The organism is Paenarthrobacter nicotinovorans (assembly GCF_007670255.1).
GTDB classification, from domain to species: domain Bacteria; phylum Actinomycetota; class Actinomycetes; order Actinomycetales; family Micrococcaceae; genus Arthrobacter; species Arthrobacter nicotinovorans_B.
Genome location: NZ_SZVS01000009.1, coordinates 90099 through 111937, shown reverse-complemented (window position 1 = coordinate 111937; position 21839 = coordinate 90099). Strand labels below are relative to the sequence as shown.

21 protein-coding genes are annotated in these 21839 nt (G+C 63.0%); 13 read left to right on the top strand and 8 right to left on the bottom strand.

The window, feature by feature from the left end; translation table 11 throughout:
• The first annotated feature begins 1 nt into the window (after nucleotide 1).
• On the top strand, nucleotides 2-901 hold the full coding sequence (gene purU / locus FDP28_RS14500) for a formyltetrahydrofolate deformylase (RefSeq protein WP_144662190.1): 900 nt from the start codon (nucleotides 2-4) through the stop codon (nucleotides 899-901).
• 91 nt (nucleotides 902-992) lie between these two features.
• On the opposite strand, the gene FDP28_RS14495 is transcribed toward purU, so the two are convergent.
• Nucleotides 993-2471 carry a PucR family transcriptional regulator gene (locus FDP28_RS14495; RefSeq protein WP_144662188.1) on the bottom strand — a complete coding sequence of 493 codons (1479 nt, stop codon included), beginning with the start codon at nucleotides 2469-2471 and terminating at the stop codon, nucleotides 993-995.
• 108 nt (nucleotides 2472-2579) lie between these two features.
• Between FDP28_RS14495 and FDP28_RS14490 the strand changes: the two genes are divergently transcribed.
• Nucleotides 2580-4124: a purine-cytosine permease family protein gene (locus FDP28_RS14490; RefSeq protein ID WP_144662186.1), complete on the top strand. Its 1545-nt coding sequence runs from the start codon at nucleotides 2580-2582 to the stop codon at nucleotides 4122-4124.
• Nucleotides 4121-5068 carry a polysaccharide deacetylase family protein gene (locus FDP28_RS14485; protein ID WP_144662184.1) on the top strand — a complete coding sequence of 316 codons (948 nt, stop codon included), beginning with the start codon at nucleotides 4121-4123 and terminating at the stop codon, nucleotides 5066-5068. The genes FDP28_RS14490 and FDP28_RS14485 overlap by 4 nt, the downstream gene beginning before the upstream one ends.
• 80 nt (nucleotides 5069-5148) lie before the next feature.
• On the opposite strand, the gene FDP28_RS14480 is transcribed toward FDP28_RS14485, so the two are convergent.
• The 3 genes from FDP28_RS14480 to FDP28_RS14470 form a co-directional block, all read right to left on the bottom strand.
• Nucleotides 5149-5658 carry a DUF456 domain-containing protein gene (locus FDP28_RS14480; RefSeq protein WP_144662182.1) on the bottom strand — a complete coding sequence of 170 codons (510 nt, stop codon included), beginning with the start codon at nucleotides 5656-5658 and terminating at the stop codon, nucleotides 5149-5151.
• A 105-nt stretch (nucleotides 5659-5763) separates the two neighbouring features.
• A complete protein-coding gene (locus tag FDP28_RS14475) occupies nucleotides 5764-6954 on the bottom strand; it encodes an NAD(P)-dependent malic enzyme (RefSeq protein WP_144662180.1) in 1191 nt (396 codons plus the stop codon).
• Between the two features lie 286 nt (nucleotides 6955-7240).
• Complete coding sequence (locus FDP28_RS14470) at nucleotides 7241-7849, bottom strand: TetR/AcrR family transcriptional regulator (protein WP_144662178.1); 609 nt, start codon at nucleotides 7847-7849, stop codon at nucleotides 7241-7243.
• Between the two features lie 199 nt (nucleotides 7850-8048).
• On the opposite strand from FDP28_RS14470, the gene FDP28_RS14465 reads away from it, so the two are divergent.
• The 3 genes from FDP28_RS14465 (at nucleotide 8049) to FDP28_RS14455 (ending at nucleotide 11541) form a co-directional block, all read left to right on the top strand.
• Nucleotides 8049-9176 (top strand): FG-GAP repeat domain-containing protein, encoded by a 1128-nt coding sequence (locus FDP28_RS14465; RefSeq protein ID WP_260842482.1) that lies wholly within the window; start codon nucleotides 8049-8051, stop codon nucleotides 9174-9176.
• A gap of 51 nt (nucleotides 9177-9227) precedes the next feature.
• A complete protein-coding gene (locus FDP28_RS14460) occupies nucleotides 9228-10373 on the top strand; it encodes an FG-GAP-like repeat-containing protein (protein WP_144662177.1) in 1146 nt (381 codons plus the stop codon).
• Nucleotides 10374-10524: 151 nt separating this feature from the next.
• Nucleotides 10525-11541 (top strand): FG-GAP repeat domain-containing protein, encoded by a 1017-nt coding sequence (locus tag FDP28_RS14455; protein ID WP_260842480.1) that lies wholly within the window; start codon nucleotides 10525-10527, stop codon nucleotides 11539-11541.
• 2 nt (nucleotides 11542-11543) lie between these two features.
• On the opposite strand, the gene FDP28_RS14450 is transcribed toward FDP28_RS14455, so the two are convergent.
• Entirely contained in the window at nucleotides 11544-12845 is a 1302-nt protein-coding gene (locus FDP28_RS14450) for an MFS transporter (protein WP_144662173.1), read from the bottom strand.
• A gap of 156 nt (nucleotides 12846-13001) precedes the next feature.
• On the opposite strand from FDP28_RS14450, the gene rraA reads away from it, so the two are divergent.
• The 3 genes from rraA (at nucleotide 13002) to FDP28_RS14435 (ending at nucleotide 17071) form a co-directional block, all read left to right on the top strand.
• Nucleotides 13002-13484: a ribonuclease E activity regulator RraA gene (rraA, locus tag FDP28_RS14445; protein ID WP_144662171.1), complete on the top strand. Its 483-nt coding sequence runs from the start codon at nucleotides 13002-13004 to the stop codon at nucleotides 13482-13484.
• A gap of 129 nt (nucleotides 13485-13613) precedes the next feature.
• Nucleotides 13614-15266, top strand: coding sequence for an MDR family MFS transporter (locus tag FDP28_RS14440; protein ID WP_144662169.1), 1653 nt, complete (start codon nucleotides 13614-13616; stop codon nucleotides 15264-15266).
• A 332-nt stretch (nucleotides 15267-15598) separates the two neighbouring features.
• A complete protein-coding gene (locus FDP28_RS14435) occupies nucleotides 15599-17071 on the top strand; it encodes a sugar porter family MFS transporter (protein ID WP_144662167.1) in 1473 nt (490 codons plus the stop codon).
• A gap of 53 nt (nucleotides 17072-17124) precedes the next feature.
• Here FDP28_RS14435 and FDP28_RS14430 read toward each other — a convergent pair whose 3' ends face one another.
• The 3 genes from FDP28_RS14430 to FDP28_RS14420 all read right to left on the bottom strand — a co-directional run bounded on the left by FDP28_RS14430 (nucleotide 17125) and on the right by FDP28_RS14420 (nucleotide 19475).
• Entirely contained in the window at nucleotides 17125-18363 is a 1239-nt protein-coding gene (locus FDP28_RS14430; protein WP_144662165.1) for an MFS transporter, read from the bottom strand.
• Nucleotides 18364-18408: 45 nt separating this feature from the next.
• On the bottom strand, nucleotides 18409-18852 hold the full coding sequence (locus FDP28_RS14425; protein ID WP_144662163.1) for a MarR family winged helix-turn-helix transcriptional regulator: 444 nt from the start codon (nucleotides 18850-18852) through the stop codon (nucleotides 18409-18411).
• A gap of 125 nt (nucleotides 18853-18977) precedes the next feature.
• Nucleotides 18978-19475 (bottom strand): GNAT family N-acetyltransferase, encoded by a 498-nt coding sequence (locus tag FDP28_RS14420; protein WP_186313640.1) that lies wholly within the window; start codon nucleotides 19473-19475, stop codon nucleotides 18978-18980.
• A gap of 112 nt (nucleotides 19476-19587) precedes the next feature.
• Between FDP28_RS14420 and FDP28_RS14415 the strand changes: the two genes are divergently transcribed.
• From FDP28_RS14415 to FDP28_RS14400, 4 genes are read left to right on the top strand one after another with little or no spacing between them, the layout of a single operon-like run.
• Nucleotides 19588-19917 carry a PadR family transcriptional regulator gene (locus tag FDP28_RS14415; RefSeq protein ID WP_144662159.1) on the top strand — a complete coding sequence of 110 codons (330 nt, stop codon included), beginning with the start codon at nucleotides 19588-19590 and terminating at the stop codon, nucleotides 19915-19917.
• Nucleotide 19918: 1 nt separating this feature from the next.
• Nucleotides 19919-20284 carry a DUF1048 domain-containing protein gene (locus FDP28_RS14410; protein WP_144662157.1) on the top strand — a complete coding sequence of 122 codons (366 nt, stop codon included), beginning with the start codon at nucleotides 19919-19921 and terminating at the stop codon, nucleotides 20282-20284.
• The gene (locus FDP28_RS14405; RefSeq protein WP_144662155.1) at nucleotides 20281-21063 is read left to right on the top strand and encodes an ABC transporter ATP-binding protein; all 783 of its coding nucleotides are present in this window, start codon (nucleotides 20281-20283) and stop codon (nucleotides 21061-21063) included. The genes FDP28_RS14410 and FDP28_RS14405 overlap by 4 nt, the downstream gene beginning before the upstream one ends.
• Nucleotides 21060-21821, top strand: a complete 762-nt coding sequence (locus FDP28_RS14400) for an ABC transporter permease (protein ID WP_144662153.1) — start codon at nucleotides 21060-21062, stop codon at nucleotides 21819-21821. The genes FDP28_RS14405 and FDP28_RS14400 overlap by 4 nt, the downstream gene beginning before the upstream one ends.
• Nucleotides 21822-21839: the final 18 nt, after the last annotated feature.

Genomic DNA, 21839 nt, shown 5'->3' with positions numbered 1-21839 from the left:
CATGACTGCCATCCAAACTGAACCCGCCGTTTCTTCCGGCGGGGACACCACTGTGGAGCACGTCCTGACCCTGGACTGCCCCGAAGGACCGGGCATTGTACACGCAGTCTCCGGCTTCCTGCTGGAGCACGGGTGCGACATCATCGACAACAAGCAGTTCGGTGATCGCGCCGAGGGCCACTTCTTCATGCGCGTCCACTTCGCCTCCTCCGGGGACGAGTCCACGCTGGAGACCCTGCGTGCCGCGTTCTGCCCGGTCGGCGAGAAGTACGGCATGAACTGGCAGCTTGAACGCCAGGGATCCAAACGGCGCGTGCTGATCATGGTGTCCAAGTTCGGACACTGCCTGAACGATCTCCTGTTCCGGGCGCGTATCGGTGAGCTTCCCATCGACGTGGTGGGCGTCGTGTCCAACCACACCGACCACCAGGGTTTGGCCGAATGGCACGGAATCCCGTTCTTCCACATCCCTGTAACCGCAGCCACGAAGCCCGCCGCCGAAGGTCGCTTGCTGGAGATCATCGACGAGCTGGACGTTGAGCTGGTGGTGCTGGCCCGCTACATGCAGGTCCTCAGCGATGATCTGGCACGCAAGCTCGATGGCCGCGCCATCAACATCCACCACTCGTTCCTGCCGAGCTTCAAGGGTGCCAAGCCCTACCACCAGGCATACGCGCGTGGCGTGAAGACAGTCGGTGCCACAGCCCACTACGTCAACGGCGAACTGGACGAAGGTCCCATCATCGCCCAGCAGGTAGTGGAAGTGGACCACACGTTCGGGCCGGACGATCTCGTAGCCGCCGGCCGGGACACTGAATGCAAGGCCCTCAGCAACGCCGTTCGCTGGCACTGCGAAGGACGGATCATCCTCAACGGGAACAGGACGATTGTGCTGAAGTAAAGGCCTTGCCTGCACGCCGAGATGGCATTTGATGACAATCCGAGTGCCTCGCATTGTCATTAAATGCCATCTCGCGGGGGGGAAGTGGGGGTTACATCCGCGCCAACCGCGTCGCGAGATGCAACCCCGCCAGGCGGCCCGTACCCCGAGGATCACCCCCGCAGAGCTCGAAGATCCGTTGCAGCCGGTGGTGCATTGACTGCCGTTCCAGATGCAGTTCGCGTGCCGCTTGCGCCGTGTTGCATCCGGTGTCCAGCCACACCGACAACGTCCGCATCAGCTCGGACTTCTTCAGGCGGTCATGGTCGACGACGGCACCCAGCTGCCGCTGCACAAAGGCTTCGCGGGTGGTCGGGTCCAGCGAACCGGCGGCGAGGAGTTCCACGGCGAGGATGTCAGCGTCCACTACGCCTGTTCCCGTGCCCTCTTCCGTTCCCGACACCGTGAGTTCAAGCGCGCTGCGGGCTTCGGCGAGGGACCATGGCGCCTCTCCGATACCCCTGCCCAGCGGGCCAACAGCAATCACAGATCCCACCGGCACGTCCAAACCGCGCAGGGCCTGCACCAAGGCCTGACGCTGGGAACTTCCGCCAGCCACGGATGCCAGCGCAATCAGCTCAGCATTGTTGGCATAGCTGGCGCTAAGGGGCACACACTCCCGGAGCAGCGCATCCAGTGCGGGACGCAGATGCCCCGCACCCGTGGACCGGATCACCACGGCTGCCACGTCTCCGCCGACGGTAAACCCCGACGCCGGCCCCAGCTGCTGCAATTGCCACTGCTGGCTTCCGGAGTTGATGGCCCGCATGAGCTCTATGCCCGCCAACTCCTTCAGGCCCGGGGGCATTCGTTGGAGCAGCGCCAACCCGAGAATGTCCACGGCCCGTTCTCCAGCCACGCGCGCCAGGGCGTTGTCGCCGCCGTCGGGCACTTGCAGGTCGAGCCTGGCCGCAAGCACGCCGCGCACTGGCACGTCCACGGAGGTGACGTCGCCGGCGTCGTCGAAGGAACCGGCGGCCCCGAGCGTCAGGCCCGACGGCGACAACAGCCGCGCGCCCGCACCTGTCTTTTCCGCCAGGACACCCAAGAGCTGGTCGAGGCCGGCGCCATGGGCCAGTTCAGCGGCCATTGCGTGGCTGGCCTGATCACCACGTTGGAGGTAATCCACGGATTCGCTCACGAGGAGTGAGTTGATTTCCTGCATCACGCCAACGAACGGGACCACCTTGCGCAGTTCGATCAGCGGGAGGCCGGCAGCCTCGGCGACCTCCACCATGGCGACCGGAACTTCCGGAAGTGCCGGCCCGGTTTCCAGTGCCAGCGCGGCTATCCCGCGCCCGGCCAATTCCCGCACGTAGTCAGACTGCCGTCCTTCTCCCGCGAGCGCGAGCGCCTGCCCGCCGCTGAGGAGCAGTTCCCCGCCGCTGAGCAGAGGAGCGATATCCAGTACTTCGCTTGAGTGCACCCACCTGACAGGCCGATCGAGAGCCCCAGGGACGTGGTTGAGCAAAAGCGGATCAGCGGACTTGAGGCTTGCATACTCCAAAGCAGCACTCAGGATGATTGGCATGACACTCCGTATGATGTTTGGCGTTTCGTTTAGACACATCGTATCTTGTTGCTGTGATCTGACACACATACGCTGGGAGAGTCCCTTTCACACACGGAGGCTCTCCCCATGCAAGACAACCTCTCCCCCGCGTCTTCCACCCCATCCCCAGCGGGCTCAACGCAGTCAGGTCCGGCAACGGCGCCGGGCCATGACAGCGAAGCCTGGCTCCAGCCCATCCCCGAGTCCGACCGCACCCGCAAAGTTTCCGGACAATTCTGGATCTGGGCCGGCGCCAACCTCGCCCCGATCAACTGGGTTCTGGGTGCACTTGGCATTCATCTGGGTCTCGGTTTCGCCGACACAGTGATCGTCCTGGTCCTGGGAAACCTGATCGGCATGCTGCTCTTCGGCTGTTTCGTCCTCCTGGGCCAAAAGACCGGAGCCACCGGCATGGTCCTGGCACGTGCTGCCTTCGGCCGACGCGGCAACTACCTTCCCGCGGCCATCCAGGCTCTCCTGGTGATTGGCTGGTGCGCCGTCAACACGTGGATCATCCTGGATCTGGTGATGGCCCTCTTCGGCACCCTTGGCTGGGTCGATCCGGACGCCAAGAACTATGCCTGGAAAATCGGCGTCGCGACGGCCATCATGGCCGCGCAGGTGGCCATCGCCTGGTTCGGCTACAAAGCCATCGCAGCCTTCGAGAAGTGGACGGTCCCGCCAACCATCCTCATCCTCGCCGTCATGTCAGCTGTTGCCTGGTTCGGCATGAAGATCGACTGGGGCTACGCGGGCCCGGCGGGCAACATCCTGCAAGGCTCGGAGCGGATCGCCGCCATGAGCGCCGTCATGACTGCAATTGGCATCGGCTGGGGCATCACCTGGTTCACCTACGCCGCCGACTACTCACGGTTCGTCAGCACCGCGGTTCCCAAGCGCAAGGTCTACCTTGCCTCGGTGCTTGGCCAGTTCATCCCCGTTGTGTGGCTCGGCGTCCTTGGGGCGAGCCTGGCAACGAACAGCGGCGAGATCGACCCCGGCAAGCTGATCGTGCAGAACTTCGGCGTCATGGCGTTGCCTGTCCTGCTCATGGTGCTGCACGGACCCATCGCCACGAACATCCTCAACATCTACACCTTTTCCGTCGCGACGCAGGCCCTGGACATCAAGATCAGCCGCCGCAAGCTCAACCTGTTCGTCGGCGTCTTCTCGCTCGTCGCCGTCGTGTTCTTCATCTTCCAGGAGGACTTCGCCGCGGTGCTCGATGCCTGGCTGATCGGCCTGGTGGCGTGGGTAGCCGCCTGGGGTGGGGTCATGCTGGTGCACTACTTCTGGCTGGACCGTCGCTGGCCAGCCAGGGTTGACCGCCTCTTCGACCCCGTAGGTACGCACCGGTTGCCGGTGGTCAATTGGGCAGGAATCGTCTCGCTCCTGGCGGGCATCTTCTCCACCTGGCTGTTCATGTACGGCCTGGTACCCGCCATGCAAGGACCGATCGCTGTTGCCCTGGGCGGTTGGGACCTCTCCTGGCTCGCCGGCGGACTCACCAGCGCCATCGTGTACGCAGTCCTCGGCCCCCGGGCGCACAAGAAGTACCTTTTGGCCGACTCAAACCACGTATCAGTCACTCAGCCTGCACCCGCGCCGGCCGTTGAAAGGACCACCGCATGAACCAGCCCGCTTACGCTGATTCACTCCACCCGATCACTTGGCCTTCCGGATACAAGGCTGCGGCGTCCTTCACTTTCGACGTCGACGCGGAGTCCTGCACCATCGCCCACGATCCCTCCAGCACCAGGCGCATGTCCCTCATGAGCCACCAGTCGTACGGCCCGAAGATCGCTGTTCCACGCTTGCTGCAGATCCTGGACCGCCAGGACATCAAGGCAACGTTCTTCATCCCGGGCTTCACGGCGGAAAGCTACCCGGACGTCGTGCGCAGGATCGCCGATGGGGGTCACGAGATCGCCCATCACGGCTACCTCCACGAGCCCATGCAGGGAATCGATGCCGCCACGGAGGCCAGCTACCTGGACCGGGGCCTTGAAGCCTTGGCCAAGGTAGCCGGCGTGCGTCCCCTTGGATACCGCGCACCGTGGTGGGAGTTGAACTGGCAGTCGCCGGCGCTCCTAGCGGACCGCGGCTTCCTCTACGATTCGAGCCTGCTCGACGGCGATGCCCCCTATCGCCTGTCCGTCGCCGAAGACGACTCCCGCGACATCGTGGAGATCCCCGTGGACTGGGCACTGGACGACTGGGAGCAGTACGGCTTCTACCCCGGCGTCACGGGCAGCGGAGTGATTGAGAGCCCGGCCAAGGCCCTGGAGATGTGGACCCTCGAAGCGCAGGCTCACCACTCCCAAGGCAGCTGCTTTGTCCTGACGAACCACCCGTTCATTTCAGGCCGGCCATCCCGTGCAGTGGCACTTGAGCAACTGATTGAGCGGGTCAAGGATCTGGATGGCATGTGGGTGACCACCCTTGCGGAGATCGCGCAGCACACCAAGGACACCGTGCACGAGATCCACAGCCATGCCCGGATCGATGTCCCGCTCTTCCCCGGCGCGGGGGCAACGTTCCGCCCGGCACGGGTTCACGTGCCCACTCTCCACTAACCCCAGCGCATCCGTCGAGATGGCATTTGATGACAGTCCCGGGCCGCGGGATTGTCATTAAGTGCCAACTCGGCGGGCCGTCAGGGGCCGCCGTACACAGCCTCCACCCAGACGCCGATGATCCACGTACTCGCGGCAGCGCAGGCCAGGGCAAACTCCACCAGCATGCCGATGCCCGTTGCTTTAAGCGCCGCCCCGCTTGAGCGCAGGGCGGCCTTGAAGTTCCGGGTCCGTTGAACCTCACTCAGCAGGAGCCCGACGGCGAAACCCACGAACAGTCCCACCACCGGGATGACGAACATTCCCACTACCCCGAGGACAATCCCGATCAACACCGACCTGTTGGGGATTCCGTGCTGTTTCATCTTGCGCCCGGTCAACACGGCGCTGGCGGCCATCCCTGCCACGACAAACACCATGCCGATGGCGAAGATCACCCAGCCCATCGGCCCGGCACCACCCCAAATAGCCCACACCAGGAGGCTGGCGCCGATGAGGATGCTGCCCGGCAACACGGGAATGATGGTTCCGACCACGCCCACGGCGATGGCCAGGCCACACAGGATGGTCACGATTAGTTCGGCGTTCATGGCCCCAAGTCTATGAGCCGCCTTTCCATCGACTTCCAACAAGAACGACGGCGACGCTCCCCAGCACGGGAGGCGTCGCCGTCGTCGGTCTTGCTTTGGTAGCCGCTACTCGGTGACTGCAGCAGCAACAGCCGCGGTGACCGCAGGTGCCACGCGGGCGTCCAGCGGGCTCGGCACGATGTAGTCAGCGGAGAGGTCTTCGGCAGCCAGCTCGGCAATGGCGTTGGCTGCGGCGATCTTCATGGCGGGCGTGATCCTCCGTGCCTTGGCGTCCAGTGCACCGCGGAAGATGCCGGGGAAGGCCAGGACGTTGTTGATCTGGTTCGGGAAGTCGCTGCGGCCGGTGGCAACAACGGCTGCGTACTGCTGCGCTACCTCGGGCAGGACTTCCGGGTCCGGGTTGGACAGGGCGAAGACGATCGACTGCTCGTTCATGAGCTTCAGGTGCTCTTCGTCCAGCTTGGAGGAGGAGACCCCGACGAACACGTCAGCGCCCGTCAGTCCCTCGCCCGGGCCGCCGGTGACGCCGCGGGGGTTCGTGCGCTGGGCCATGCGGGCCTTGACGCTGGTGGGGTCGGCGGCGAGGTCGGCGCGCTCGGCGTTGACCACACCCTTGGAGTCAAGGAGGATCACGTCCTCGATGCCGACAGCCAAGAGGATCTCGGCGATGGCGATACCTGCGGCGCCGGCGCCGGAGACAACTACCTTCAGGCCCTTGAGCTCGCGGTTGGTCACCTTGGCCGCGTTGGTCAGGGCAGCGAGAACCACGACGGCGGTACCGTGCTGGTCATCGTGCATGACGGGGCAGTCGAGGGCTTCGATGAGGCGCTCTTCGAGTTCGAAGCAGCGGGGTGCGGAGATGTCCTCAAGGTTCACTGCGCCGAAGCTCGGGCGGAGGCGGACCAGGGTCTCGATGATCTCGTCCACATCCGTGGTGTTCAGGACCAGCGGAATGGAGTCGAGGTCGCCGAAGGACTTGAACAGGGCGGACTTGCCCTCCATGACCGGCAGTGAGGCGCTCGGGCCAATGTTGCCAAGGCCAAGCACGGCAGTGCCATCGCTGACCACGACAACAAGGCGCTCAGCCCAGGTGTGGGTGCGGGCGAGCTTGGGGTCGGCGTGGATGGCACGGCTCACCTGGGCCACACCAGGGGTGTAGGCGATGGAGAGGTCACGCTTATTGTTCAGAGGAACGGTGCTGGAAACGGTCAGCTTGCCGCCCTCATGGGCTGCGAAGATCTCTTCTTCGCTCAGTACCAGGGCGTCGTTATCAGTTGCAATTGTCTCGATGGACACGTCTTTGTCTCCTCAGGCTAGCCGTGGACCCACGGCATGGTTCGGGCAGGAACAGAACTGCTGTGCGGACCAAGGGTGGCTGGTCCGGCGTTGCTTCTGCAGGTAGGGGGCTGCTAGCCGCTTCGGTAGTTCCAGCCTAGGGAGCGCAAATGGGTACAAGATTCAATACCAAGAGAGACGATTCGAGAGTAAAACGTTCAACCACGCCTAATTGTGAGCTACGTCATACCAGAAACCGTGTTTTCGGTCGCCTGCGGTCTAGACCACTGCGGCATTCTCCGCGCGGTTATTCGCCGGTCATGAGGGAGCAGGCCCTCTTCAAGTCCTTCTCGGCTTCAAACAACGACAACCTGCGGCAACGGACTGCCTGTACCAATCCACTGACCAGGTGCAGCAGGATCCTGGCCTTCACGGTGTCCTTGCCGGTGTCATTGCTCAGGGAGCCCACGACTTCCTGCGACAGGGCATCGACCTCACGCAGGAGCTGGGCCGTATCGTCGTCCTTTCCGGCCGGGCGGATCAGGCAGTGCTCCACACCCGGCTGCATCACCCGCAGGTGGAAGATCTCCATCATCAAACCTGCCAGCGCGTGGCCTTTGCCCCCGCGCTGATGGACGCCGTCCCGCAACTCACGGAGCTGCTGCCTGTAGACCGCAAGCATCAGATGCGCCGTGGAAGGGAAGTAGCGGTACAAGGTTCCCAGCGGGACGTCGGCGCGGGCAGCAACATCGGAAAGGCTCAACGTATCGAACTGCCGCTGGGCGAAGCCCTCCGCCGTTTTCAGGATGCGGGCATAGCGGAGCTGCTGCCGCGGGGTGGTGGGCGCGGCAGCCATACGGGGGAGCCCCGTGGTCAGGTCAAGGGAGTACGGTTCCAGTGAGTTGGTTACGGGCATTTCCGGCGATCTCTTGGCAGGCTGACAAGGAAGCGGCCGGCGGCGTGAAAGACCCGCGGCTGGCCGATCGCATCAATGATACGGGAGCAACATGACCGTTCCCTGAGAGTCGCCGAGGAGGCCAGGCAGCGGCCCATCCCGGAAATCGCGCCCCGCCCGCATACACTTTCATGCAGGTTCAGACCCACAGGAGGAACGTATGGGGACATTACGACGCCGGATGGCAGCAGCGCTGCTGACCGCCACAGTGGCGGCCATGGCACTCAGCCCGTTGCCGGCGTCGGCGGCTCCCAGCAATGGACCCGACCCCGTAGTCAACGGTCAAGCGTTCGTGGGCAAGCAGCTGACCGCGGACATCGGCCCGTACACCTACTACGGTTGCGGAGGCGGCAAAGGACCCGACTACTCAATGTATTGGACCAGGGACGGCTTCCTCGTAGCCGGCGAAACGGCGCCCAGCTACAAGCTCGAAGGCGACGACACCGGTTCGCGGATGGCAGTACACGTCACGGCAAGCAAGACCGCGTGCGGCGGTGAATCCCTGCACAGCGCCGAGACCAGGCCGGTCGGGGCCGTGAACCGCGCGGCAGGATTCACCGGCCGCAGCTTCGAACTGCTGACCCGGGCAAACGACGGTTCGCTGCTCCTGTATGGCCGCACCGGCGCTGCGTGGGACGCGCCTAGCACTGTGGGCTACGGCTTCAACATCTTCAATACCGTCTTCTCCCCCGGCGACTTCGACGGAGACGGTAAAAGCGACATGATGGTCCGTGATTCCGCGGGGGGCCTCTACCTCTTCAGCGGGGACGGCGCCGGCGGATGGAAGCCCGCGCGGGCCATCGGCAACGGCTGGAACATTTTTGATGCCATCATCAGCCCCGGCGACTTCAACGGCGACGGCAACAACGACATCCTCGCAAGGGAACCAGGCGGCACCCTGTATCTGTATCCCGGCAACGGCGCCGGAGGCTGGTTGGTGAGAACCGCCGTCGGAACCGGTTGGAACGTGATGAACGCCTTGGTGACGCCCGGCGATTTCAACGGCGACGGCAATGTGGACCTGCTGGCGCGCGACAGCAACGGGTACCTGTTCGTTTACACGGGCAACGGCGCCGGCGGCTGGTCGCGATCCTGGATGATCGGAGTCGGCTGGAACGCGCTCAAATACGTGGGGGCTGCCGGCGACTTCAACGGCGATGGTTTCCCCGATGTCTACGGAGTTGACCAGCAGGGCCGCCTGCTGGCGTATTACAGCGACGGGCGGGCCGGCTGGAAGGGCTCCGAGGCCGTAGGCGCAGGCTTCGGCTGGTTCACAGCAATCTTCTAGAAAACTCCGAACGTTGTACCATTAACCCCATAAAAGTCTGGGGAGGACACAATGTACGCTCCATCACGCCTGGGGTCTGGCGTGCGTCGAGCGGTTGCCGCAACAGTGGCTGCGATGGTCGCAGCCGTACTTGCGGGGCCCGCGCCCGCCATGGCCACCATGGATCCGGAACCGCCAGTCATCACCGGTGCTCCGTTTGTAGGATCCACCCTCACCGTTACATGGGATCCCTACGCCTACAAAGGGTGCGGCGCCGGAGCTGGCCCCGACACCCGGATCTACTGGACCAGGGACGGCGAAGTAGCTACTGACCACCCCACGTGGCCCAACTACGTCCTGGGCGAGGAAGACCGCGGAAAGACCATCGCAGCGCACCTCGTGGCCGCCTACCCGTGTGAAGACATGGAAGTAGCCAGCCTGGAGACCGCGCCGATCTCCGACTCCAACCGGCCCAACGGCTTTACAAGCCGGGGAGCCTTCGAACTGCTCGCACGCCGATCCGACGGCGCCCTACTCATGTACCCGCGGCTAAACAACAGCTGGGAACCCGCGCGAACCGTCGGCGTTGGATGGAACATCTTCCCCACCGTCCTGGCACCCGGCGATTTCGACGGCGACGGCAACAATGACGTCCTGGGCCGGGATTCGGCAGGCGGCCTCTACCTCTACAGCGGCAACGGTGCCGGCGGTTGGAACGGTCCCCGTAAGGTCGGGACGGGATGGAGCATCTTCACCTCGCTGCTGGCCCCTGGCGACTTCAACAGCGACGGCACCAACGACATCATGGCCCGCGACGCCAACGGAGTCCTCTACCTCTACCCCGGCGACGGACACGGCGGCTGGCTGCCGCGGACCGTGATTGGCCAAGGCTGGAACGCACTGGATGCGATCATCACCCCGGGCGACTTCGACGGCGACACCAACGTGGACATCATGGGCCGCGACTCTGCCGGCAACCTGAGGCTTTATAGCGGCAACGGCGCGGGGGGCTGGAATGGCATGGCCGTGGTCGGCCAGGGCTGGGGCAGCATGAGCAAGATCGGCAGCGCAGGCGACATCAACGGTGACGGAAAGCTGGACGTCTTTGCCGTGGACAGCTCCGGACAACTGCGGGCTTACTACGGCAGCGGTTCCGCCGGATGGGCGGGAAGTGCCGTGGTCGGCTGGGGCTGGGGCGGGTTCACGGACCTGTTCTAACTTTCGGTTTTGAGGGCCCGTACGGAGACATCCGCATGGGGCCTTCGCCATAAATGGGCACCCTCTATGCCAACGCTCCTGCAGGCGGTAGTGTCATCCCAATTGATCTCTTTCGGCCATCTCAGCGCCGCCTTATTTCTTGGGGGAATCCTTGGGTCTCAACCCTGTCCTGCGCGTGCCCGCGCGCCGCAGTCCTCGACGACTGCTCGCACTTCTCACCGCTCCATTGGTTGCCGCAGGCTTGTTGGCCTCGGCGTTGCCGGCTACCGCGGCTACTGAAGCACCGGTGAATTCCGGAGTCAGCTCCACCGTCGCAGCGAAGGCCGGCCTGGAAACGATTAATGCCATGCCTATCGAAGCAACACCCCGGTCAAAGGGCTTCGACGGCGACGGCACGTTCGATCTGTTCGCCCGCGACAACGCCGGCCGCCTACTGCTCTACCCCACGGATGGACGAGGCAACTGGCAGGCGCCGCGGGTAATCGGCAATGGATGGCACATCTACAATCTTCTGGTTTCGCCCGGCGATTTCGACGGCGACGGCACAGTCGACGTCATGGGCCGCGATGGTTACGGACGGCTTTTCCTTTACCAGGGCAATGGTGCCGGAGCCTGGAAGCAGGCCTTCCAGATCGGCCAGGGCTGGCAGGGTTTCGTCAACCTCATCGCCCCCGGTGACTTCAACGGCGACGGCACCAATGACATCCTTGCGCAGGACGGCGCAGGAAACGTGTTCCTCTACCCTGGAAACGGGCGGGGCGGTTGGCTCGCACCAAGTAAGGTCTCCTCGGCGTGGCAGGGACTTGATGCTGCGGGGGCCGGACACTTCTTCGGCGACGCCTACCCCGTAGTTCTCAGCCGCGCCTGGTGGGGCGATCTTCAGGTCCGTGTGGGTACCCGCACAGGAAGCTTCATGGACGGCGGGATTCCCGGAGGCTATGCGGGGACCATCGGCAGAGGCTGGGAAACCCTTTCCCGCTTTGGGATCGCCGGAGACTTTAATGGAGACGGATATACCGACGTTTACGGAATCCGTGCCGACGGCTCGCTGACCATGTACTTAGGCGATACCTCTCTCGTGAACGCCCTTGGCCCAATCGCTGGCTTCAAATGGAAAGGGCAGCCGGTAGTGGGCAGCGGCTGGAACGTCATGAACTACGTCTTCTAGGCCTACTCGACGCTCTTGATCTTCACCACGAACACGGCGCCCAGGAGCCCGATGACTGCGGCGGCTACGTACAGCGAGACGTAGCCGCCCCAGTACTGGACGAACACAAAGGCGATCGCCGGGGCGATCACCTGGGGCAACGAGTTCGCGATGTTGATGACACCCAGATCCCGGCCGCGGTCCAAAGCCGTGGGCAGGACCTGGGTGATCAGCGCGAAGTCCACCGCCAGGTAGGCCCCAAAGCCGATGCCAAGTACGGCCGCGCCGGCAAGCCCGCCGATCCACGTCGGAGCGAAGGCAAGAATCAACGACGCCGCGGCAATGATGACCGACGACGCTATGACCAAGGGCTTCCGCTTTCCCATCCGGTCACTGACCCGCCCACCCAGGACACTGGTGATGATGACCATGACGGCGTAAAGCCCTGTCAAAACCAGCACACCGAACTCGGGCTCGATCCCTTGCGTTTCCTTGAGGCGCACAATGTCGCTGAGGAAGAAAAGCAAATACAGGGTGATCATGTGGTTGCCCGTGCTGACCAGCAACCGCGTAAGCCAGGCCCATGCAAAGTCCGGGTAGCGCTTCGGCGAAACCCAGAAACCCTTGACGAACTGCCACAGGCTGAACGGCGGCCGCTCCTGTGGCGGGAGGGGCTGGTCATCGCTCTTGAAGAGATAAAGCACGACGCCGGCGAGCAGCGCCGCTGCGCACACCCAGTACCCTGCGGCAAAGTTCCCGGCCACGACGGCGGCGATCACGGCGCCAACGAGGATACCTACCGTCTGCCCCATGGCGGCCAGGCCACCAACAGTTCCACGCTGCGGCACTGGAACCCTGTCCGGTACGGCTGCAGTGACGGCCGAGTACATGGCATTGGCACCGGCCTGCACGAGGCACCACAGGACAGTCATCACAGCCACGTTGGGCGCACCGGCCAAGGCAACCAGGGCCACGGCGCCGAGGATGGCACCCATGAGCACCCAGGGAACCCGGCGGCCGTAACGGGACGTGGTCCGGTCACTGAAAGCTCCGAACAAGGGGTTCGCCACCATGGAGACAGCAGCGCCGCATCCGGTGACCAGGGCAAGGATTGCTTCCTTCTGGCCCTCGTCGAAGTGGGCCGCCTGCTGGCCCAGGAGGACCTGGAGGGGACCAAAGAACGCGGCGTTAATGCCAAGGTTGACCAGCACCACGCCGGTGATCCACACAGGCCTGACACGGACCACAGGATCGGCCAGGGCTGTACCCCCGGCACGGACAACAGCAGGATCCGGCACCGGCCCCGGAAGGTCGGACAAGCTCATGGCAGTTTCCCCCTCATTTTGTGTGTGGACTCAGCCTAACGCGGCGCAGTGACACCTGAACCGCGGTCGCGTCGTTTATCCACATAGCTCGAAATACGCACGGTCCGGGTCACATGGACGCGTTAGTGTGGCCTCAAACCACTTGGAAGGAGCACTATGAGCGAGCAGAGCGAGCAGATAAATACAGCCGATCTCTACGACGAGCGCGGCGAGGACCTGGAGTCCCTTGCCATCCAGTTCCACAACCTCGGTGGACACACGCACTTCAGCGGCCCGGTCCGCACCATCCGGTGCTTCGAAGACAATGCATTGGTGAAATCCGTCCTGGGTACTCCGGGTGAGGGCGCGGTCCTGGTCATTGACGGTCAAGGTTCCCTGCGGACCGCCCTGATGGGGGACATGATTGCTGACAGTGCTGTGGAAAACGGCTGGGCCGGTGTGATCATCAACGGGGCCATCAGGGACCGCGAAGCAATTGCCCGCTTGCCTTTGGGGGTCAAAGCCCTCGGAAGCAACCCTCGGAAGAGCGCAAAGACAGGTGCCGGGGAGCTCGACGTGGAACTCGTGATCGATGACGTCCGCATCCGGCCGGGAGCCATGATCTACAGCGATCCGGATGGCATCTTGCTGGAGCGCTGAGACCGGCGGGCGTCTTGGAGGGCCCGGGAGGAGAAATATTTTCCCGCTGGGAATGAACTGGGCGTTAGGATAGTTACTGAAAGCAACTATCCTGCTTAATCCCACTTTTCTGCCATCTCTGGAGAAGATATGTCCAATTCCACGCCCGTTCGGGCCGCTGGTGAAGTTCTGACCCATCGTCAGACACTCACCGTCATGGTGGGACTCATGCTCGGCATGTTCCTGTCCTCGCTGGACCAGACCATCGTGTCCACGTCCATCTACACCATCGCCAACGACCTCGACGGCCTGTCCCTTCAGGCGTGGGCCACCACGGCGTACCTCATCACCTCTACTGTCAGCACGCCCCTGTACGGCAAGCTCAGCGATATCTTCGGCCGGCGTCCGCTGTACCTCGCCGCCATCCTGATCTTCCTGGCCGGCTCGCTGTACGCAGGATCCGTGCACTCCATGACGGAACTTGCCATCGCCCGCGGCATCCAGGGCCTGGGAGCCGGTGGCCTCCTCGCGCTGGCCCTGACGATCATTGGTGACATCGTCGCCTTGAAGGACCGGGCCAAGTACCAGGGCTACTTCATGTCGGTATTCGGCATCTCGTCTGTTCTGGGACCGGTCATTGGCGGCGCCTTCGCAGGTTCTTCGAACATCCTGGGCTTCGACGGCTGGCGTTGGGTCTTCTTCATCAACCTTCCCATTGGCCTCGCTGCGCTTGTGGTGGTCTTCCTGTTCCTGCACCTGCCGGCCAGGCACGTCAAGCAGAAGATTGACTACTGGGGTGCCGCCGCCATCACGTTGGCCATTGTTCCGCTGCTTCTGGTGGCAGAACAGGGACGCACGTGGGGCTGGGCCTCGGCGGGATCGTGGCTTTGCTACGGCCTTGGCGTCATCGGCATCGTGGCGTTCCTCCTGGCCGAGCGGCGTGCAGGGGACTATGCCCTGATCCCGTTGCGGCTCTTCAAGAACTCCACGTTCGGCCTCTCCTCGCTGTTGAACTTCATCATCGGTATCGGCATGTTCGGTGCCATCGCCATGCTGCCCATGTACCTGCAGCTGGTGAAGGGCCTGACGCCTACCGAGGCCGGCCTGATGATGATCACGTTCACTGTGGGCATCCTCTTCGGGTCCATCTCCGCTGGACGCACGATTTCCTCGTCCGGCGTCTACCGGATCTTCCCGATCCTGGGTACTGCCATTCTGGCGGGTGCAGCCACAGTGATGGGCCTGGTCCTGGGAGTCGACACCGGGCTATGGGTTCCCGGCCTGATCGCCGTGTTCTTCGGCGTCGGACTCGGCTTCTGCATGCAGCCGCTGACCCTCGCCATGCAGGTTTCCGTTCCTCCAAAGGACATGGGCGTCGGCACGTCCACCGCCGCGTTCTTCCGCTCCATGGGCGGCGCTGTGGGAACCGCAGTGTTCATCTCCATGCTGTTCAGCACGGCTGCGGACAAGATTGCCGACGGCATGAAGAACGCTGTATCGAGCCCGGACTACCAGGCTGTCATGAGGGATCCCGCTGTGGCTTCCGACCCGGCGAACGCCAAGCTGTTCGACTTCTTTAAGAACGGTGCCAACAACGATTCGTTGAACGACACCAGCTGGTTGCACGCGGCCAACAGCACGCTCACCAGGCCGATCACAGAAGGCTTCGCACAGGCAATCGACGTGGTGATGCTGACCGCCGCAGGCCTGATGATCGTGGCCTTCCTGATCAGCTTTGCTCTGCCGAACAAGAAGCTCACGGATCCCAAGGCTGCTGCCAAGGATTCAGTTCCGGCGCACTAGCTAACCGCGGTTCCATGCGACATACGCCCTGACGGCGGCCCTTGGGGATGTCACCATCCTCGCGGGCCGCCGTCGTGCTTTGCGTTCAATAAGTGGATCCAAGCAGCGGCGTCGTGCCGCCGAGGAGGCTGGCCTTGACTCCCAGGGAACGTTCAGCGCATAGCCAGAGCCTGTTGGGTTAAGAAAGTGAATGCATGTCACGTCCATCACTTGACTGGAACTTGGCGGATATGACGTGCCACACTGTGTAGCGCGAGTGCACCGGCGTCCCCGTCGGAACAGCCGACGACGTCACGCATCGCAGCCCCCAACACCTTTCCCAAGGGAGACCCATGTCCAGTCCCAGCACCGAAGCAGGCGCGCCCCACGTTTCACGGAAGGTGATCGGCCTCGCTGTCGCCGGCGCAGTGGGTGGCTTCCTTTTCGGCTTTGATTCCTCCGTGGTTAACGGCGCCGTGGATGCCATGGCGAGCGAGTTCGCCATGAGCGAGGCACTCACCGGATTCGCCGTTGCCGTGGCACTGCTCGGTTGTGCCGTGGGTGCCTACCTGGCCGGCAAAGTCGCCGACCGTTATGGGCGCATTCCCGCGATGAAGATCGGTGCGCTGCTGTTCCTGGTAAGTGCTATCGGAACCGGCCTGGCCTTCAGCGTGTGGGACCTCATCTTCTGGCGTTTGGTGGGCGGCCTCGGCATTGGCCTGGCGTCCGTGATTGCCCCCGCCTACATCTCGGAAATCTCCCCGAGGCATGTCCGCGGGCGTTTGGCATCACTCCAGCAGTTGGCCATCACCACGGGTATCTTTGCCGCGCTGCTCTCCGACGCGGTCCTGGCAAACTCGGCCGGCGGTGCCGGTGAAACCCTCTGGCTGGGCATTGAAGCGTGGCGGTGGATGTTCATCGCCTGCGCACTTCCCGCCGCCGTCTACGGCTGGATCGCTTTCCGCCTGCCCGAGTCGCCGCACTTCCTGGTGCTCAACGGCAAGGAAGACCAGGCCCGCACCATCTTCACCAGGCTGATCCCTGGCGACGACATCGACCGCCACATCCGCGAGATCCGTGAATCCATCCAGCAGGAAAAGCTCTCCACCAAGAAGGGCTCCCTGCGCGGAAACCGCTTCGGCCTGCTGCCTGTGGTGTGGATCGGCATCATCCTGTCGGTGCTGCAGCAGTTTGTTGGCATCAACGTCATCTTCTACTACTCGACCACCCTGTGGAAGGCTGTCGGTTTCCAGGAAAAGGACTCGCTGACCATCTCGGTTGCCACGTCCGTCACCAACATTCTGGTGACCCTTGTGGCCATCGCGCTGGTGGACCGCATTGGCCGCCGACCCATCCTGCTCACTGGTTCCATCGGCATGGCAGTATCGCTCGGGGTTATGGCCTTGGCCTTCTCCTCGGCTCAAGGATCAGGGGCGGACATCACCCTTCCCGGCGCGTGGGGACCGATCGCTTTGGTCGCGGCCAACGTGTTCGTGATCAGTTTTGGCGCCTCATGGGGTCCGCTGGTATGGGTGCTGCTGGGTGAGATCTTCCCGTCCCGCATCCGCGCCCGCGCGCTCGGCCTGGCCGCTGCTGCGCAGTGGATCGCGAACTTTACCATCACGCTCAGCTTCCCGATCATGGCGGCAGGTTCGCTGCCCCTGACGTACGCCATGTACGCGGCGTTCGCGGCGGCGTCGTTCTTCTTCGTGATGTTCAAGGTTCCCGAAACGAACGGTATGTCCCTGGAGCAGGCCGAAACCCTGTTTGTTCCCAAGGGCGCACCGGTGGCACCGCTGCCGGTCACTTCGGACGAAGGCAAATAGCAAACAAAGAAGCCCGGCGGATCTAATCCGCCGGGCTTCTTTGTTTGTGATTGCTAAACCAGGTGCGGTTCGTGGGACGACAGGAACTTCCGACCCCCGAACACGATGAGGATGGCGATCACCATGGCCACCGCGCCGGCAAAGAACGGCACCTGCGGCCCGAAGTGCTCACCGAGCTGGGCGGCGGCAAAGGGTGCAAGCGCTCCGCCCATCCAACGGACAAAGTTATAACCGGCGGAAGCAACCGGACGCGGCGAGTCTGAGACGCCCATGGCCAGCTCCGTGTACACCGTGTTGTTAATGCCCAGCAGGGCACCTGCCACGATCACCAGGACGACGACGGCAGGCACCGAGTGCCCCGCGGCCAGCCCCAAACCGATCAAGTCGAGCATGAGGACGGCCAGGGTGCCTGTCAGGACGTTCACCGCGCCAAAGCGCTTCTGCAGTACGGGTGCAACGAACACCGAGAACACAGCCACAGCCACGCCCCAGCCGAAGAAGACTCCACCGATGCCGTAGGCATCCATGCCAAGGATGAAAGGCGTGAAGGCAAGGATCGTGAAGAAGCCATAGTTATAGAACAGCGCGCTGGCGGCCGTGGTGCGGAGGCCTTTGTGGCCAAGGGCCAGAAGTGGATCCCGGAGACGGGACTTCTTCGCGGGCGCGGGTGTCTTGGGGAGCAACGCCAGCAGGGCAATGAACGCGATGGCCATCAGTACCGCCGTGCCGAAGAAGGGTGCACGCCACTGCCACCCGCCAAGGAGGGCGCCCAGCAGCGGCCCGAGCGAAATGCCAAGGCCGAGGGCAGCCTCATAGAGGATGATCGCGGTTCCCGTTCCTCCGCTTGCGACACCGACAATCACGGCCAGGGCAGTTGCAACGAACAGCGCGTTTCCGAGTCCCCACCCTGCGCGGAAGCCCACGAGCTGTTCGACGCTCCCGGAGAGACCGGACAGGGACGCGAATACGACAATGATCGCCAGGCCAATGAGGAGCGTCCTCTTCCCGCCGATCCTCGAGGACACGAAGCCACTGATCAACATCGCTATCGCCGTCACCAGGAAGTAGCTGGTGAACAGCAACGACACTTCGCTGGTGGACGCCTGGAGGTTCTTCGCAATTGCGGGGAGGATCGGGTCAACCAGCCCGATGCCCATGAAGGCAAAGACCGCGGCGAGGGCTGTTGCCCAGACTGCCTTGGGTTGCTTGAGGAACGAAGCCTTCTCCGCTTCGAGGGTGTTTTCGACGGTTGTTTCGGCGCTTGCTGAAGCGTCAGCCAACTGGCGTGACATTCAATTGCTCCTTGTCGGTGCGTGACTGGGTATTGGTTCTGGGTATTAGTTCTGGAACGAGCTGTTGATTTTGCTGATGACGGGAAGCGCCGCGGCCAGCTGGTCGATCTCCTCTTGGCTGAGCCCCTGCAGCAACTCAGCCACCATGGCGTTGCGCCGCTGGTCGGCAGCTTCGACGGCGGCGTGCCCGGCCGGGGTGATGGCCACCTGGACAGCCCTGGAGTCGTCGGGATCGGGCTGGCGGGTCACAAGGCCGGCGCGCTCGAGTTTGATGATCTGCTCAGTCGCGCTGGGGACCTTGATGCCAAGATTCTTGGCGATGTCACCAACCCGGAGACCGGCGTCGGAAATCATGGAAAGAAGGCTGAGTTGCGCAGCGGTGAGGTCGCCTTCGGGATCCAGGCGGCGGAACATGTAGACGCCCAACCGCAGGGCCTCACGGAATTCCTGCGCAAGGTCGATGAGTCGGGGACTGAAGCCATCATTCATACTTAGGTAGCCTAATAGTTAGGGACCCTAATAGTCAAGCCGCAGCCCGCCCATCCAGGGGACAGCAGATGTCGCAATGGGGCCTCATAGCGACGTTAGCTGTCCCTTAGTTGGGTGGGTGCGGGTTAGAGGGTGAGCTTCATGCCCTCGTGGCTCGCGACAAAACCGAGCCGCTCATAGAAGCGATGGGCAGCGACCCTGGATTTGTCGGTGGTGAGCTGAACGAGCGAGCATCCATGCTGGCGTGCCTGATCAATGGCCCACTGGATCATGAGCGCCCCAACGCCCTGCCCCCGCAGCGCCCCGGAAACCCGAACCGCCTCGATCTGCGCGCGCCACGACCCTCGACGGGACAGGCCAGGAATATAGCTGAGCTGGAACGTTGCCACAACCCCGCCGTCCAGTTCGCCCACCACCAAAAGGTGCGCCGGATCGGCGTCGATCGCGTCAAAAGCCCGCTCGTATGGCGCCAGATCGTCGGCACTTTCTCGCGTGGCACCCAGCTGGTCGTCCGCAAGCAAGGCCAGGATCTGGGGCAGGTCGCCCTTCCGGGCGCGTCGAAGGGTGAGGGTCCCGGAGTCGACGGCGGCAGTCAGCAAGGTGGGCGAGATGGCAGGTTCCATAGTCACCACCCCAGCATGCCAAATTCTTCAGTATTCAGTATTGCTAGGTACCGGTACCTAGTTCTACTATGTAGTGGTAGCTAGCAATACTGAGTAGTGAAGGAGGTGTCCGATGGGCAAACAAATGACAGAGATGCTCAAAGGCACTTTGGAGGGCATCGTGCTGGCCCTGCTGACCGGAAAGGCAGCGTACGGATACGAAATCACCACGCTGCTCCGGGAACAGGGCTTTACCGAGATCGCCGAAGGCACCGTGTACGCGCTGCTGGTGAGGATCGAACAAAAGGGGCTGGTGGACGTCGAGAAACGGCCATCCGAAAAGGGCCCGCCCCGCAAGGTGTACACGCTCAACGCCCAAGGCAAAAAAGAACTGAACGAATTCTGGAACACCTGGAGCTTCCTGTCCGAACGACTGGAACAGCTCCGCAAGGAAGGAAACTGACATGGCAGCAAAATGGATCGAACTGGTCACCGGATCACTCGAGCAGAAGAAGCAATACAAGCAAGCAAAAGCGCGGCTGGATGCCCTGCCCGAGCCGTACCTCACTGTAGCCACCGCCTTCAACCGCTACCTCATGTACTACGGCGGAGTGACAGAAGGCGACACCATGGTGCAGATGTTCACGGACCTGGCCGATCTCTGGGAACGCGCCGCTGTGGACGGCACGCCTGTGAGCGCGATCGTCGGAGATGACCCCATCGAATTCGCCGAAACCTTCGCCCAGGCCTACGGCGGCAAACGCTGGATCGACAAGGAACGCGAGCGCCTCAACAAGGCGATAGACAAAGCGAAGGAAGCGGAATTATGACTGCTGCGGCAATCCAGGTCAAGGGCATCGAAAAGTCCTACAAGGATCTCCATGTTCTCAAGGGCGTGGACTTCGAGGTTGCGAAAGGCAGCATTTTCGCCCTCCTCGGATCCAACGGAGCGGGGAAAACCACCATGGTGAAGATCCTGTCGACGCTGCTGACAGCCGACGGCGGTCAGGCCGCCGTCGACGGTTTCGACGTCGGCTCCGAATCGCTTCAGGTGAGGCAGTCCATCAGCCTGACCGGGCAGTTCGCCGCGGTGGATGAGGTCCTCAGCGGGAAGGAGAACCTCATCCTGGTGGCCAAACTGCGCCATCTGAAGAACCCGGCGGGGATCGCGGACGAACTCCTTGCGCAATTCAGCCTCAGCGACGCCGGCACCCGCAAAGTGGCGACGTATTCCGGCGGGATGAGGCGGCGCCTGGACATCGCCATGAGCCTGATCGGCAACCCGAAGGTGATCTTCCTGGACGAACCCACTACCGGGCTCGACCCGGAGGCCCGCATTGAGGTGTGGCAGATCGTCAAGAACCTCGCCACCAAGGGCACCACCGTGCTGCTCACCACCCAGTATCTGGACGAGGCCGAGCACTTGGCGGACCGCATAGCCATCCTTCATGAAGGACGCATCATCGCCAACGGCACCCTCGGCGAGCTCAAGCAGCTCCTGCCGCCGGCCAAGGTGGAATACGTGGAAAAGCAGCCGAGCCTGGAGGACATCTTCCTGGCACTGGTAGGAACCAACGGCAGCACCGAGTCAGTAAAGGACAGGTCATGAATACCCATTTCTTCGCGGACACCTCGGTCCTGCTGGGCCGCTCCATGCGTCACATCTTCAGGAGCGTGGACACCATCATCACCACCGCGATCACGCCGATTGCCCTGATGCTCCTGTTCGTCTACGTGTTCGGTGGCGCCATCAGGACCGACACCGATAACTACGTCAACTACCTGCTCCCGGGCATCATGCTGATCGCCATTGCATCGGGCATCGCCTACACCGCAGTACGGCTTTTTACGGACATGCAGAGCGGCATCTTTGAACGGTTCCAGTCCATGCCGATCGCACGCTCGTCGGTGCTTTGGGCGCATGTGCTGACGTCACTGGTTGCCAACGGATTGTCGCTGGTGATCATCGTGGGGGTTGCACTTCTCATGGGCTTCCGAACCTCCGCGAACGTGCTGGACTGGCTGGCCGTGGCAGGAATTCTGACGCTGTTCACCCTGGCACTGACGTGGATCGCCATCATTGCCGGGCTTTCGGCGAAGTCAGTGGATGGCGCGGGCGGCTTCTCCTACCCGCTGATCTTCCTGCCGTTCATCAGCTCCGCTTTCGTCCCGACGGACACCATGCCGGGACCTGTGCGCTGGTTCGCGGAAAACCAGCCAGTGACGTCGATCGTGAACACCATCCAGGATCTGTTTGCCCAGCGTCCGGCCGGCACCGACATCTGGGTTGCGCTGGCTTGGTGCCTGGGGATCCTGGTTGTCGCTTATGCCTTTGCGACGGCGGCCTATAAGCGGCAGATCGCTTAGCCGCACACCACCACCAGT